This window comes from Streptomyces sp. NBC_00859, assembly GCF_045161865.1.
Classification (GTDB): Bacteria; Actinomycetota; Actinomycetes; order Streptomycetales; family Streptomycetaceae; genus Streptomyces.
Genome location: NZ_CP108826.1, coordinates 1,621,206 through 1,637,019, shown reverse-complemented (window position 1 = coordinate 1,637,019; position 15,814 = coordinate 1,621,206). Strand labels below are relative to the sequence as shown.

Below are 15,814 nucleotides of genomic sequence, written 5' to 3'. Positions count from 1 at the left end.
GCGGCGAGCGCCTCGTCGTCCTGTCGGCGCGCACACCCGGGCAACTGCGGTCCGTCGTCCTGAGACTCGTGGACTTCCTGGACCGCCACGACGTGGACCTGGCCGACCTGGCCCACACCCTCCAGGCCGGGCGCGAGGCGATGTCCGAGCGGCTCGCCGTGGTCACCGCCTCCACCGCCGACCTGCGTGACGCCCTGCGCGCCCATCTCGCCGAGCGCCGGCCCGCCGTTGTGCTGCGCGGCACGGCAGGGAGCCCGCAGGGCGTAGCCGCCGAGGTCGCGGCGGATGCCGGCCTGCGCGAACTGCTGGTCACCCGCTGGGCCGGGGCGGGCGAACTCGCCAAGCTCGCCGCCCTGTGGGTGGACGGCGTCGCGGTCGACTGGCAGCTGTTGCGGGGTGCCGGAGACGGACGGCCCGTCTCGCTGCCGACCTACCCGTTCGCCCGCGAGCGGTACTGGATCGGCGACCTTCCTCCGGTGGCGTCCGCCATCGGGACGCCCCCGGCCCCGGCACCGCCCGCCGCGCTCCCGGCACCGGCACCGCTGCCGTCCGCCCGGCCCTCGGCCGAGGAGTACATCGCGGGCGTCGTGCGCGGCAAGCTGGCCGAGGCGCTGGCGATGGGTGAGGCCACGATCGACGGCGCGCTGGCCTTCGCCGACTACGGGGTCGACTCCATCCTGGGTGTGCGCCTGGTGCACACGCTCAACGAGGCGCTCGGGCTCGACCTGGCGACCGGTGTCCTCTTCGACCACAGCACGGCCGACCGCCTCACCGGCCATCTGGTCGCCCAGTACGGGGACCGCGTAGCGACCCCCGCCGCGCCCGCTCCCGCCGAGCGGCCCCGGGCCCTGCCGTCCGTCACGCGTGAGCCGATCGCCGTGATCGGGATGAGCGGACGGTTCGCCGGAGCGGACTCGCTGGACGAACTGTGGACGCATCTCGCCGCAGGCGAGGACCTCGTCCGGGAGGCCACGCGCTGGGAGCCCGGACAGGGCGGCACCGATGTGCCGCTGCGGGGCGGATTCCTTGCGGGGATCGACGAGTTCGACCCGCTCTTCTTCAACATCTCCGGCGTCGAGGCCGAGGCCATGGACCCGCAGCAGCGCCTGTTCCTGGAGGAGTCCTGGAAGGCACTGGAGGACGCGGGGTACGCCCCCCGTGACCTGAGGGGCCGCCGCTGTGGCGTGTACGCGGGCTGCTGGTCCGGCGACTACCGGGGACCGGCCGCGCCGGACGCGCCCGCCCAGGCCCTGTGGGGCAACATGGCCTCCGTCGTCCCCGGCCGGGTCTCGTACACGCTGAACCTCGCGGGCCCCGCGATCGCGGTCGACACCTCGTGCTCCAGCTCACTCGTCGCCCTCGACCTCGCCTGCAAGGACCTGTGGTCCGGCGAGAGCGAGCTGGCCCTGGCCGGCGGCGTCTTCGTCCAGTCGACGCCGCGCCTGTACGGGCTCGCGGGCCGCGCCGGGATGCTGTCGCCGTCCGGCCGGTGCCACACCTTCGACCACCGTGCGGACGGCTTCGTGCCGGGCGAGGGAGTGGGCGTCGTCGTACTCAAGCGGCTGTCCCAGGCACTGGCCGACGGGGACCACGTACACGGCGTGATCCGCGGCTCCGGCGTCAACCACGACGGTGCCACCAACGGCATCACCGCGCCGAGTTCGCTCTCTCAGGAGCGTCTGCTGCGGGAGGTACACCGAGGCGCCGGGATCAGTGCCGGGCACATCCAGCTGGTCGAGGCGCACGGCACAGGCACCGCACTGGGCGATCCGATCGAGTTCCAGGCCCTGACCCGTGCCTTCCGCGCGGACACCGACGCCACGCAGTACTGCGCGCTGGGCTCGGTCAAGACGAACATCGGCCACGCGCAGTTCGCCGCCGGGATCGCGGGTGTGCTCAAGGTGCTCCTCGCGCTGCGGCACCGGCAGATCCCCGCATCGCTGCACTTCGAGCAGGCCAACGAGGCGATCAGTTTCCCGGGCAGCCCCTTCTATCCGAGCACCCGCACACACCCCTGGAACGTGCCCGCTGGCATCCCCCGGCGCGGGGTGGTGAGCGCCTTCGGTGCCAGCGGGACCAACGCCCACGTCATCATCGAGGAGGCCCCGCAAGGGCGGGGACGCGACGGCGCGGCCCCGCGCACCGAGCGCCTGGTCGTGCTCTCGGCCCGTTCCCGCGAGCAACTCGCCGAGCAGATCGCCCGCCTGGCCGCGCACGCACGGCGGGAGCCCGCCCTCGACTGCGGTGACACCGCCTTCACGCTCGCCCTCGGGCGCGAGCACATGACGCACCGGTTCGCCTGCGTGGTCCGTGACCGCGAGGACCTGATACGCGTCCTCGACCAGGGCCTCGACGGGCCCCGGGCCATGACCGGCGAGGCCTCCGTGCGGTGCGCGGGCCGCCCCGGGCAGGAGAGGGCCGACGCGGACCTGACCGCGCTCGCCGCGAGCTTCGTACGGGGCCTGCCGGTCGACCTCGCCGCGCTCTTCGAGCCGGGGGCCCACCGCCGGGTGCCGCTGCCCGCCCGTCCGTTCGCCCGGGAGTCCCACTGGGCCGCATCCGCCGCCCCGTTGCCCGCACTCCGCGCCGCTGCCACCCGCCATCCGCTGGTCGAAGCGCCGGAGCCGGTGCCGGGCGAGCCGGGCGCGGTGCGCGCGGCGGCGCAGCTGACCGGTGAGGAGCCGGTCCTGCGCGACCATCTGGTGCACGGCCGACGGGTGCTCCCCGGCGTCGTCCATCTGGAACTGGCCAGGGCGAGCGCCGCGCGGGCGCTCGGCGCCGACCCCACGACGCCGCTGACCCTGCGCGACATCACCTGGGCACGACCGCTCACCGTCGACGGCCCGCCGCTGCCCGTGGAGGTCTTCGTACGGCCGGGCCACGGCGACGAGTTCACCTTCGAAGTCACCGCGCGCGGTCACGCGGGACAGGAGGCGGCGACGGTCTTCAGCTCGGGCCGCATCGCCCGCTGCGACACCCCGCGTCCAGCCCCCGTCGACCTCGACGCGCTGCGCGAGCACTGCCCGGTGCCGATCACCGGGGCGCGCATCGAAGAGGCGCTGACGGCCATGGGCATCACCCACGGGCCCGCCCTGCGGGCGATCACCGAGGCACGGGCCGGCTCGTCGGCCGTCCTGGCCCGGCTCGGCGCTCCGGCCGCCGCCGAGCTGTCCGGCGCGCCCTACGGGCTGCCGCCCGCACTGCTCGACTCGGCGATCCAGGCCTCGACGGCCCTGCGGCTGGCGGCCGGGGACACCGACCGCCGGACCGCGGTGCCCTTCGCGCTGGACCGGCTGGACCTCTTCGCGCCGTGTCCGGCAGCCCCGTACGCGGTGGTCAGACCGGCATACGCGGACGGCGGGGCGAGCGTGGCCGTCCGTCTGGACATCGACCTGGTCGACGCCGACGGCGCGGTCTGCGTACGCCTGACCGGCTACACCTCCCGGATCGCGCCGCAGCCTCTGCCCGCGCTGCTCGCCCCCGTCTGGGACGCGGTGACACCGGACGGGGACGCCGCGCCCGTACCGTCCCCGGCGGACCGGGTGCTCGTCGTCGGCGGGAGCGCCGGACAGCGCGCCGAGGTGAGCCGCCTGTTTCCCCGGGCGACGGCCTGGCGCCCGGTGCAGACCGCGACGGCCGACGAAGCGGCGGCCGAACTCCTGGCCCTGGACCGGTTCGACCACCTGATCTGGATCGCGCCCGGCACGTCGTACGGCCCGGCCGACACCCGCGGGCTCGCCGGCGCCCAGGAGGGGGGCGTCGTCGCTGCCTTCCGCATGATCAAGGCCCTGCTGCGATCGGGGTACGACGAGCGGCCGCTGGGCATCTCGCTGGTCACCCGGAACTGCCTGGCCACCCACCGGGACGAAGAGGTCCGGCCCGCCCACGCCGGTCTGCACGGACTGTTCGGCTCCCTGGGCCGCGAGTACCCGCATTGGACGGTGCGGAGCGTCGACCTCGAAACCGACGACTGGCCCGCCGACCTCGCGGAGCTTCCCGCGGACTGCGCGGGAGACGTCATGGTGAGGCGCGCGGGCCAGTGGCTGACGCGCCGCTGGGCGCCCAGCGAGAGCGTGGCGGAGCCGGCGGTTCCGTACCGTGAAGGCGGCCTCTATGTGGTGGTCGGCGGAGCGGGCGGGCTCGGCACGGCCTGGACCCGGCACGTCGTGGAGCACTACGGCGCACGCGTCGTGTGGCTCGGACGCCGTCCCCACGACGCCGCGATCGAGGAACGGCTGCGCAGCGTGCGCGGCCGGGGCGAGGTGCACTACCTGACCGCCGACGCCGCCGACCCCCAGGCGCTGCGCCGCGCCCGCGCCGAGATCACGGCCCGGTTCGGCCCCGTCCACGGCATCGTGCAGGCGGCCCTGGTGCTGCGGGACCGGACGCTCGCGGCGATGGACGAGGACGAGCTGCGCGCGAGCCTGGCGGCCAAGGTCGACGCGAGCGTAGCGACGTCCGAGGCGTTCGCCGGCGAGGTGCTCGACTTCACGGTGTTCTTCTCGTCGATGCAGTCCTTCGCCCCCACGGCCGGACAGGCCAACTACGCGGCCGGCTGCACGTTCAGCGACTCCTACGCCCAGCTGCTCGCCCAGCACCGCGACGGCCCGGTACGGGTGATGAACTGGGGCTGGTGGGGCAGCCTCGGCAGCGTCGCGTCCCCGTTCTACCAGGAGCGCATGGCACGTTCGGGCCTCTCCTCGATCGAACCGACCGAGGCGATGGCGGCCCTCGACGCGCTGCTCGGCGGCCCGCAGCGGCAGCTGGGCTTCGTCAAACGGACCAGGCCCGACGCCGTCGCGGCGATCACCCCGGCGGTGCGGGTCACCCCGTACCGGAACGGGGCCCAGGGCGGCACAACCGGATTCCCCGCGGCCACCGCGGACGCCGCGGCGGACCGCGAGCTGGTGAGTGCGGCGGCCCGCTGGCGCGCCGAGGAGCGCGACCCGCTGCTGCTCCAGCTGACCCGGGCCCACCTGGAGCGGCTCGGCGCCGTCCGGGGCGCCGGGGAGGCCGACCTGCCGCTGGACGGACTCCGTTCCCGCGCGGGCATCTCGCAGCGCTACCGGGCCTGGCTGGAGCACGCCCTGGCGGTGGTGCCGGCCGATGCGCCGCCGCTGGAGGATCTGCTCCGCACCTGGGACGAGCGACGCGCCCAGTGGTCCGGGACTCCGGACGCGAAGGCAGAACTCACCCTGGTCGACGCCACATTGAACAGACTGCCCGATATCCTGACGGAGCGGACGCCGCCCACCGATGTCCTCTTCCCGCGCGGATCGGTCGAGCTGGTCGAAGGCTGCTACCGCGACAACCGGGTGGCCGACCTCTTCAACCGCGCGATGACCGGCGCCGCCGTCGCCCTGGTGGCCGAGCGGCTGCGCCGGGAACCCGGGGCCCGGCTGAGGATCCTGGAGGTCGGCGCGGGCACCGGAGGCACCAGCGCGGGCATGTTCGCGGCCCTGCGACCGTTCGCCGGCAGCATCGAGGAGTACGCGTACACGGACCTCTCGAAGGCCTTCCTGAACCACGCACGGGGCGCGTACGGACCCGACGTGCCGTATCTGACGTACGCGCGGTTCGACGCCGAACAGCCCCTGGCGGGACAGGACATCACGCCGGGCGGCTACGACCTGGTGATCGCGGCCAACGTCCTGCACGCCACCCGCGACACCCGTACCACCCTGCGCAACGTCAAGGCGGCGCTGCGTGAGGGCGGTTGGCTGCTGATGAACGAACTCGCGGCGTTCGATGTCTTCAGTCACCTCACATTCGGACTCCTCGAGGGCTGGTGGCTGTTCGAGGACGCGCCGCTGCGCGTCCCGGGCTCGCCCGCGCTGTCGCCCGGGAGCTGGCGGCAGGTGCTGGCGGGCGAGGGCTTCGGCCCGGTGACCCAGCTGCTGCCGCAGGCACTCGGGCTCGGGCAGCAGGTGATCGCCGCCCGGAGCGACGGGATCGTGCGCCGGCAGGTGGCAGCGGGAGCCCCGGCGCAGGGCCCGGCCGCGACCCGGGCTCCGGACCCCGCACCGGCCCCGGCGGCCGCCCCCGGTGTGCTAGCCCCGGGGCTGCCCGCTGCGGACGCGGCCGGTGGGGCGGACCGCGCCGAACGGCTGGTCGCTCATCTGCGCGCGAAAGCGGCGCAGACCCTGCGTATCCCGGCCGACCGGATCGCCGTCACCGAGCCCCTCAGCGCCTACGGAATGGACTCGATCCTCGTCCTGCACCTGACCAACGCGCTGCGGAAGGGCCTCGGAGAGGTCCCCTCCACGCTGCTCTTCGACGTGGAGACCCTGGACGGGCTCGCCGCCCACTTCCTCGCCGTCGGCGGGGAGCGCGTGGACGCCCTGCTGGCACGGCCCGAGCCCGAGCCCGAGCGGAGCCGGGAGCCGGAGCCGTACCGGGAGCCGGAGCGCGGGCCGCTGTCCCACGTTCAGCTGGGCATCTGGCTGGACCAGCAGGCCCGGCCGGGCCTGACCGCGTACAACGTGCCGATCGCCTTCGAGGTGCACGGCGACCTGGACGAGGCGGCGCTCGAAGCGGGCTGCCGCGCCCAGCTCGTACGGCACCCGCTGCTCGGCTCGGTGGTCGGCGAACGGGACGGCGTGCCGTACCTGGAGTTCCGGGGCCCGGACACCCTCGTCCTCGAACGCTCCGCGCCGACGGCCGAATCGCCCGAGGAACAACTGGCGTACCTGCGCCGCCTGGCGAGTGCGCCCTTCGACCTGGCCGACGGCCCCCTCGTACGGGCTCACATGGCGTCGTTCACGGCACCGGGCAAGGCCGCCGCGCCGCGCCGTGTGCTGCTGATCACCGCGCACCACCTGGTGCTCGACGGCACCTCCGCCGCGCTGCTGGTCCGCTCGCTCGACGACGCCTGCCGTGCGGCCATGCGGCCAGGACGGGACGAGGAACAGCCGCTGGAGCGGGTCCAGTACGCGCAGTTCACCGAGTGGGAGGCTCAGATGCTCGCCGGTCCCGAGGGAGCGGAGCACCGCGCCTACTGGGCCGGCCGGCTCCGCGCGCCGCGCCCAGCGCTCCTCCTGCCCGGTGCGACACCGGCGCAGGCCGCCGAGGGCGGCGTGCCCGGACCACGCGGCGCGACCGTCGTGGCGTGCCTCACCCGCGAACTCTCGGACGCCCTCACGGACCGGGCACGAGCTGCCCGGGTCAGTCCCACCGTGCTGTTCCTCGCCTCCTACCTGGCATTCCTGCACGGGCACACCGGGCAGGCGGACATCGTCGTCGGCCTGCCCACCGCAGGCCGGTCGCAGGAGCGGTTCGACGACGTGGTGGGCCACTTCGTGAACATGCTGCCCATCCGCAGCACCGTCGCCGGGGGAGAGCCGTTCCCCGAGCTGCTCAAGAACGTGCGCAGGGCCGTCGTGAACGGCCTTGAGCACGGCGCCTATCCGTTCTCGGAGATGGTCCGTGACCTCGGCGAGGAGCGGGACGCCGACGCGCTGCCCGTCGTCGCCACCTGCCTGTCGTTCCAGAACTTCGACGGCGCCCGGCTCCTCGCGGGCCGGAACGCGGGCGAGGACACCGGAGCCCAGGCCGGCGCCGGGACCGCCGGGCACGGCGGCGAAGGCTGGGGCGGGGGCCCGGTTCTGCGCCCCCTGGACGGGGTCTACCAGGACAGTGCGTTCGAGCTGGCGGTTGAGATCTACCGGGAGGAGACCGGATTCAAGCTCCTCCTCAAGTACGGCACGGACCGCTTCGAGCGCCACACGGTCGAGAGCATGCTGGCCGACTGGCGGGCACTGCTCGAGCGGGTCGCGGGGGACGGCGGCGCGAGCCTGCGCGTGGCACCCGTACGGGAACGGCCACAGGCTCCGCACGAGCCCGCCGCCGCGCCGCCGCCGGGCACCGCGACGAACCGCCGGGCCGCGCGCGGCGCGCGGGAGGAGAAGCTCTGCGGCCTGTTCGCCGAGGCCCTCGGGCGCCCGGAGGTCGGGCCCGATGACAACTTCTTCGCGCTGGGCGGCTATTCGCTGCTGGCGACCCGGCTGGCCGCCCGGGTGCGGGAGACGTTCGGGGCGGAACTGCCCGTGCGCGCCGTGTTCGAGGCGCCGACGCCCGCCGGCCTCGCGGTGCGGCTGGACCGGCCGAGCGGAACTCGGCGACCCAGGCTTCGCAGGATGACCAATGAAGGAGACGCATCATGATTCCGTTGTCGTTCGCACAGCGGGGGCTGTGGTTCCTGCACCGGCTGGAAGGCCCGAGTGCGACCTACAACATGCCCCTGGTCCTGCGGATGTCCGGTGAACTGGACAGCGAGGCACTGGAGTCGGCGCTGCGGGATGTCATGGAGCGGCACGAGGCACTGCGCACGGTGTTCCCCGAGGAGGGCGGCGAGGCCCGCCAGCTGGTCCTCGACCCGCGTGACGCCTGGCCCGGTCTGCGGTTCGTGAGGACCGAGGCCGAGGACGTCTCAGCGGCGGTCGCCACGGCGGCGCGCCACCCGTTCGACCTCTCCAGCGAGGCGCCGCTGCGCGCGACCCTGATCGAGGTCGCGGTGAGCGAGTGGGTGCTGGTGGTCGTGCTGCACCACATCGCCAGTGACGGCTGGTCGCTGGGCCCCTTCGCCCGCGACCTGTCGGCCGCGTACACGGCGCGGCTGGCGGGCGGCGCGCCGCAGTGGGACCCGCTGCCGGTGCAGTACGGCGACTACACCCTGTGGCAGCGCGAGCTGCTCGGTGATCCGGATGACCCGCAGAGCCTGGCGGCCGAACAAGTCACCTACTGGAGGAAGGCGTTGGAGGGAGCGCCGGAGGAGCTGGCGCTGCCCTGCGACCGGCCGCGCCCGGCGGTGGCCTCCCATCGCGGAGGGTATGTACCGTTCGAGGTCCCCGCCGCCGTGCACGAGGGCCTGCGCCGTGCGGCAAGGGGTAACGAGGCGTCGCTCTTCATGGTGCTGCAGGCCGCTCTGGCGGCCCTGCTGTCGCGGATGGGCGCGGGCGACGACGTGCCGATCGGCTTCGACGTGGCGGGGCGTACGGACGAGGAACTGGACGGGCTCGTCGGCTTCTTCGTCAACACCCTGGTGCTGCGGGCGGATGTGTCCGGGGACCCCTCGTTCGCCGGGCTGCTGGCCAGGGTCCGCGACACCGCCCTGGCCGCCTACGCCCACCAGGACGTCCCGTTCGAGTACCTGGTCGGCGCACTGTCCCCGGCCCGGTCGGCCGCCCGGCACCCCCTGTTCCAGGTCCAGTTGGTCCTGGAGGACGGCGGGCAGGAGGGGTTCGCACTGCCCGGCCTGCGGACCCGGACCGAGATGGAGGGCACCGGCACGTCCCGCTTCGACCTCATGTTCTCGGTCCGCGAGCGGACGGGGGCCCACGGGGAGCCGGGCGGGCTGACGGGCGTACTGGAGTACGCGCTCGACCTCTTCGACCACGGGACGGTCCAGCGGCTGGTGGACGCCCTGACGCGGATCCTCGGGCAGGTGGCGGCCGACCCCGCTCTGCGGGTGGGAGAGCTGGCGGTGCTCTCCGCCGAGGAGCGCCACCAGGTGCTCACGGGGTGGAACGCCACCTCCTCACCGGCCGTGGCGGACGACCTGGTGGAGCACGTCCGCAGGGCCGCCGACACGGCCCCCGAACGGCCCGCGGTGAGCGACGCAGCGGGTTCGGTGAATTACGGCGAGCTCGTGGCACTCGCGGGCTCGCTCTCGGCCCGGCTGTGCGCTCTGCCCGGCTGGACACCGGGCCGGGTGGTCGGCGTGCTGGCGGAGCCCGGCACTGGCTTCGTGTCGTCGGTGCTCGGCGTGATCGGCGCCGCCGGCGCGTTCCTACCGCTGGATCCCGCGGCGCCCCGGGCCCGGTCGGCTGCCATGGTGGCCGACGGCGGAGCCGGGGTGCTGCTGGCGGGGCCGGGCCTGGAGTCCGTCGCCGGGGAACTGGCGGCCGCCTCCGGCACCGACGTAACCGTCCTGCCGCTGCACGCCCCCGGCGCCGAGGAGCACGACGGGGCGGCGTGGCCGGCGCGCGTGGCCGACCCGCTCGACCTCGCCTACGTCATCTTCACCTCCGGCTCGACCGGCCGGCCCAAGGGCGCCATGGTGCACCGCGGCGGCATGGCCAACCACCTCGCCGCCAAGATCGCCGACCTCGGGCTGACGGCCGACGACCTGGTGGTCCAGAATGCCCCGCTCACCTTCGACGTGGCCGTCTGGCAGATGCTGGCCGCCCTCGCCGTCGGCGGCCGGGTCCGGGTGGTCGACCACGACACGGCAGCCGACCCGGAGGCGCTGTTCGCCCTGGTGGAGGCGGAGGACGTCACCGTCCTCGAAGTCGTGCCCTCACTGCTGCGCGCGGCCCTCGACGGCTGGGACGAGGGCCTCGTTCCACCCCGGGTCGCCTGGCTGCGCCGGCTGATAGTGACGGGCGAGGAGCTGTCGCCCGGCCTGTGCGAGCGGTGGTTCGCCCGCTACCCGGAGATCCCGCTGGTCAACGCCTATGGTCCTGCGGAGTGTTCGGACGACGTGACACACGCGGTGCTGACCGGCCCGGTGGCCGCGGCGCGGGTCCCCATCGGGGGGCCGGTGCGCGACACGCGGCTGTTCGTCCTGGGCGACGACCTGCGCCCGGTGCCGATCGGCGTCGCCGGCGAGCTGTACGTGGCGGGCGCGGGCGTCGGCCGCGGCTACGCGGGCGATCCGGCCCGCACCGCCGGGGTCTTCGTGGCCGATCCGCACGCGCGGGGCGCGGGCGGGCGGATGTACCGCACCGGCGACCAGGTGCGGTGGCGGGCCGACGGCCAACTGGAGTTCCTGGGGCGGCGCGACCACCAGGTCAAGGTGCGGGGCCACCGGATCGAGCTCGGCGAGGTCGAGGCGGCCCTGTGCGCGGCGCCCGGTGTCACAGCCGCCGTCGCCGCGGTGGTGACCGACGGGGCCGGACGCCCGCTGCTGTGCGGTTACGTCGAGGGAGACGCCCAGGCGCCGGCCGTCCGGGCCCATGTGGCCGCACTGCTGCCCGGCTACATGGTCCCGGCCGCGGTGCTGGTGCTGCCCGCGCTGCCGCTGACCCCGCACGGAAAGGCGGACCGCGCCGCGCTGCCCGTGCCCGAGCTGGGCGGGGCCACTGCCTCGCGGCGCCCCCGCACACCCACCGAGGAGGTGCTCTGCGGCCTGTACGCGGAGATCCTGCGGGTGGAGTCGGCAGGTGCCGAGGACAGCTTCTTCGAGCTCGGCGGACACTCGCTGCTGGCCACCAGGCTGGCCTCCCGGGTGCGCGGCGTCTTCGGGGTCGAGCTGCCGGTCCGCGAGGTCTTCGAGGCCCCGACGCCCGCCGCCCTGGCCCTGCGCGTCGACGCCTCGGCGGCCGCGCGCGCCCCGCTGGCCCGCAGGCGGCGGCCGGAGCCGGTGCCGCTCTCCTTCGCCCAGCAGCGGCTGTGGTTCCTGCACCGGCTGGAGGGCCCCAGCGCCACGTACAACATGCCGGTGGTGATGCGGCTGACCGGTGAGCTGGACACGACGGCCCTGGAAGCGGCGCTGCGCGACCTGGTAGCCCGGCACGAGAGCCTGCGCACCGTCTTCCCCGATGAGGACGGCGTGCCCCGGCAGTCGGTGCTCGACACGGACCGTGCCTGGCGCGGTCTGGAGACCGTACCGGTCACCGCCGGCGGTCTGACCGGGGCGGTGGACGAGGCCGCCCGGCACACCTTCGACCTGAGCAGCGAACCGCCGCTGCGCGCCACGCTCCTGGAGCTCTCGGCCCGCGAGCGGACCCTGGTCCTCGTACTGCACCACATCGCGGGCGACGGCTGGTCCTTCGGACCGCTGTCGCGGGACCTGGCGCGGGCCTACCGGTCCCGGAGCGAGGGACACGCCCCCGACTGGGCCGAACTGCCGGTGCAGTACGCCGACTACGCGCTGTGGCAGCGCGAGCTGCTCGGCGATCCGGACGACCCGCGGAGCCTCTCGGCCAGTCAAGTGGCCTATTGGACACGGGCGTTGGCGGGGGCGCCGGAGGAGCTGGCGCTGCCCCGTGACCGGTCGCGTCCGGCCGTCGCCTCGCACCGGGGCGCCTTCGAGACATTCACCCTCGGACCCGGGCTGCACACGGAGCTGCAGCGGATCGCGCGCGAACACGACGTGACGCTCTTCATGGTCCTCCAGGCAGGGCTGGCGGCGCTGCTGTCACGGCTCGGAGCAGGCCAGGACATCCCGATCGGCTTCGCCGTGGCCGGACGCCTCGACGAGGCGCTCGACGGGATGGTCGGCTTCTTCGTCAACTCCCTCGTGCTGCGGGCCGATCTGAGCGGCGACCCGTCCTTCGCCGAACTCCTCGGCCGGGTGCGCCGTGCGGCGCTGGCCGCCTACGCCCATCAGGACGTGCCGTTCGAGCACCTGGTCGAGACGCTGGCACCGGCCAGGTCGGCGGCCCGCCACCCACTGTTCCAGGTGGCGCTCGTGCTCCAGAACACCCGGCGCGCCGCATTCGGACTCCCCGGGCTCCAGGCCGACCTGGAGTGGGCGAACACCGGCACCTCCCGCATCGACCTCTTCTTCTCGCTCAGCGAGCGGGAGGGCGAGGACGGCCGCCCCGGCGGCCTGGACGGAACCCTGGAGTACGACACCGACCTGTTCGACCGCGCCACGGCCGAGCAGCTGATAGCCCGTCTGCGGCTGCTCCTCGAACAGGTGGTGGCCGAACCTGGCCTGGGTGTGGACCGGCTGGAGGTGGTCACCCGCGCCGAGCGCGAGGAGTTGCTGGCCGGCGACGGCGCCCCGGCGACGCCCGCCGAGGCCGGCCCGGCGTTCCCGGACCTGTTCGAGGCGTGGGCGGCCCGCCGCCCCGAAGCCCCGGCCCTGGTGCGGGGCGGCGAATGCCTCTCGTACGCGGAACTGGACGCGCGGGCCAACCGCGTCGCGCGCCACCTCGCCGGGCTCGGGGTGGGCCCCGAGGATGTGGTTGCGGTGGCGCTCCCACGGTCGGCGGAGCTGGTCGTGACGGCTCTCGGCGTGCTGAAGGCGGGCGCCGCGTACCTGCCGCTGGACCCCGGTTACCCCGCGGAGCGGCTGGCGTTCATGCTGTCGGACGCCGCACCGAAGGCGCTGGTGACCGGCTCCAGGACGGCGGCCGCCCTGCCGCCCTGGACCGGGGCGCGGGTGACGTTGGACGACCCGCGGACCGCGAGGCGGCTGGCGGAGCTGTCCGGCGAGCCCCTCGCGGACGCCGAGCGGGTCGCTGCGCCACAGCCGGCGAACCCGGCCTACGTGATCTACACGTCCGGCTCCACCGGCCGTCCCAAAGGAGTGGCCGTCGCGCACACGGGCCTGCCCGCCCTCGTGGCGGCGCAGTCCGAACGGCTCGGCGTGGACGTCTCCAGCCGGATCCTGCAACTGGCGTCCGCCAGTTTCGACGCCTCGGTCTGGGAGCTGCTGATGGCCCTGGCCTCCGGCGCGGCCCTGGTGCTGCCCGGTGAGGAAGGGCCCTTGGCGGGCCAGGAACTGGCGGCGGCGCTGGCCAGGGACCGGGTCACCCATCTGACGGTCACCCCGTCCGCCCTGGAGACGGTGCCCGCGCCCTTGGCAGGGGAGCTCTCACGACTGCGGACCGTCGTGGTGGCCGGCGAGACCTGCCCGGCGCCGCTCGCCGCGCGCTGGGCGCGGGGACGGCTCCTGGTCAATGCCTACGGCCCGTCCGAGACGACCGTCTGCGCAACCATGAGCGATGCGCTGTCCCCGCGGCTGCCGGCCGGCTCCCCGGTGCCGATCGGCCGGCCCTTCGCCGGGGCCCGCGTCCATGTGCTGGACGCGCGGCTGCGTCCGGTGCCCCCGGGGGTGACCGGTGAGCTGTACGTGGCCGGAGCCGGGTTGGCGCGCGGCTACCTGGGGCGGGCCGCGCTGACCTCGGCACGTTTCGTCGCCTGCCCGTTCGGGGCGCCGGGGGAGCGGATGTACCGGACCGGCGACCTCGCGGCGCGCACCCGCGACGGCCTGCTGGTCTTCCGGGGCCGGGCGGACGACCAGGTGAAGGTGCGCGGCCACCGGGTGGAGCCCGGCGAGGTGGAGGCCCGGCTGGCGGAGCACCCCTGGGTGGGCCAGGCCGTCGTACTGGCCCAACAGGACGTGCCCGGCGACACGCGCCTGGTGGCCTACGTCGTTCCCGACCAGGATGCCGACCCGGAGACCGCGGGCGGCGGCGAGCTGCTGCGGGAGTGGGAGGAGATCTACGAGCAGGTGTACACCACCACGGACGAGGTGCCGTGGGGCGAGGACTTCCGCGGCTGGGACAGCAGCTACGACACCCGGCCGATCCCGGCCGAGCAGATGCGGCAGTGGCGGGACGCGGCGGTCGAGCGGGTCCGCGAGCTGCCTGCCAGCCGGGTGCTGGAGATCGGCGTGGGCTCCGGGCTGCTGCTGTCCCGGCTGGCCGCCGGGTGCGAGGCCTACTGGGGCACCGACATCTCACCGACCGCCGTCGACCGGTTGGCCCGGCACGTGGCGCAGGACCCCGCGCTGGACCGGAAGGTCGAGCTGCGCTGCCTGCCGGCCGACCGGCTGGAGGGGCTGCCGAGCGGGTACTTCGACACGGTCGTGCTCAACTCGGTGGCCCAGTACTTCCCCGACGCCGGCTACCTCACCCGGGTCGTCGACGCCTGTCTGGGACTCCTGGCGCCGGGCGGGTCGCTCTTCCTCGGCGACCTGCGCAATCTGCACACGCTGCCCGCCCTGCGCATGGGTGTCGCGGGCCACGGCCTGCCCCGCGGAACAGCCGTGGACCGGCTGCGCACCGAGGTGGACCGGGCGGTCGCCGCGGAGGAGGAACTCGTCATCGCACCGGAGTACTTCACCGCGCTCGCCGACACGGACGAGCGGGTGGCCGGGGTCGACGTCCGCCTCAAGCGGGGGTCGTTCCACAACGAACTGACACGGCACCGCTACGAGGTGGTGCTGCACAAGTCCTCGGCCCTGGCGCCGCGCGCCCTTGACGGCGTCCCGCACCGGCCGTGGGAGGCGCTCGCCGAGGCGGCCGGGGCGACGGCCGAGGACCCGGCCCCCGCCGTCGCGGCCCTCGCCGCCCTGCTCGCCGACAGCGCGGACGGGCTGCGGATCACCTCGGTGCCCAATGCCCGGCTGCTGGGAGAGTTCGTCGCGCTGGCGCGGCTGCGGACCGGTGGCTCCCCGCACGAGGCACTGGAGCGGCACCAGGGTCTGGGCGTCGACCCTGAGGCCCTGTGCCGACTGGGCGAGGCCCTGGGCCTGCGGGCCGTGCCCACCTGGTCGGCCCGGCCCGACCACTTCGACGTGACATTCCTGCCCGCCGGGGCACGGGGGCCGCTGACCGCACGGCACCCGGCCGGTACGGCCGGTGCCGTGCGGACCAACGACCCGGTTGCCGCACGTCGGCGACGGCGCCTGATCGCCCGTACACCCGCGGTCGTACGTGCCTACCTGGGGGAGTCCCTGCCGGGGTTCATGGTGCCCGGTGCGGTCGTGGCGCTGAGCGAGATGCCCGTCACGGCAGGCGGAAAGCTCGACCGGCGGGCGCTGCCCGCACCCGACTTCGGGGAAGCGGCGGCCGCGGCGACGCGGGCCCCCGCCAACGCGCGCGAAGAGAGCCTGTGCCGGCTGTTCGCCGAGATCCTCGGACTCGAACAGGTCGGCGCCGACGGGGACTTCTTCCGCCTCGGCGGCCACTCCCTGCTGGCCACGCGGCTCGCCTCGCGGGTACGCGGAGCGCTCGGCGTGGAGCTTCCGGTGCGCTGGGTGTTCGAGGCGCCGACCCCGGTCCGGCTGGCGGCGCGGCTGGAGCGGTCGGCAGCCCCGGCCCGCCCGAAGCTGCGTCCGATGCGCCGTACGCCCTGA

The 15,814-nt window shown here is 74.8% G+C and carries 2 protein-coding genes (1 of these 2 running past the window's edge); both read left to right on the top strand.

The features are described from left to right. Positions 1–8,162, top strand: partial view of an SDR family NAD(P)-dependent oxidoreductase gene (locus OG584_RS06820; RefSeq protein ID WP_405776062.1) — the 3' portion only. It extends 12,553 nt beyond the left edge of the window; 8,162 of the gene's 20,715 nt are visible here — the last part of the coding sequence; its start codon lies off the left edge, out of view; the stop codon is at positions 8,160–8,162. Continuing rightward, a complete protein-coding gene (locus OG584_RS06815; protein ID WP_405776060.1) occupies positions 8,159–15,814 on the top strand; it encodes an amino acid adenylation domain-containing protein in 7,656 nt (2,551 codons plus the stop codon). The genes OG584_RS06820 and OG584_RS06815 overlap by 4 nt, the downstream gene beginning before the upstream one ends.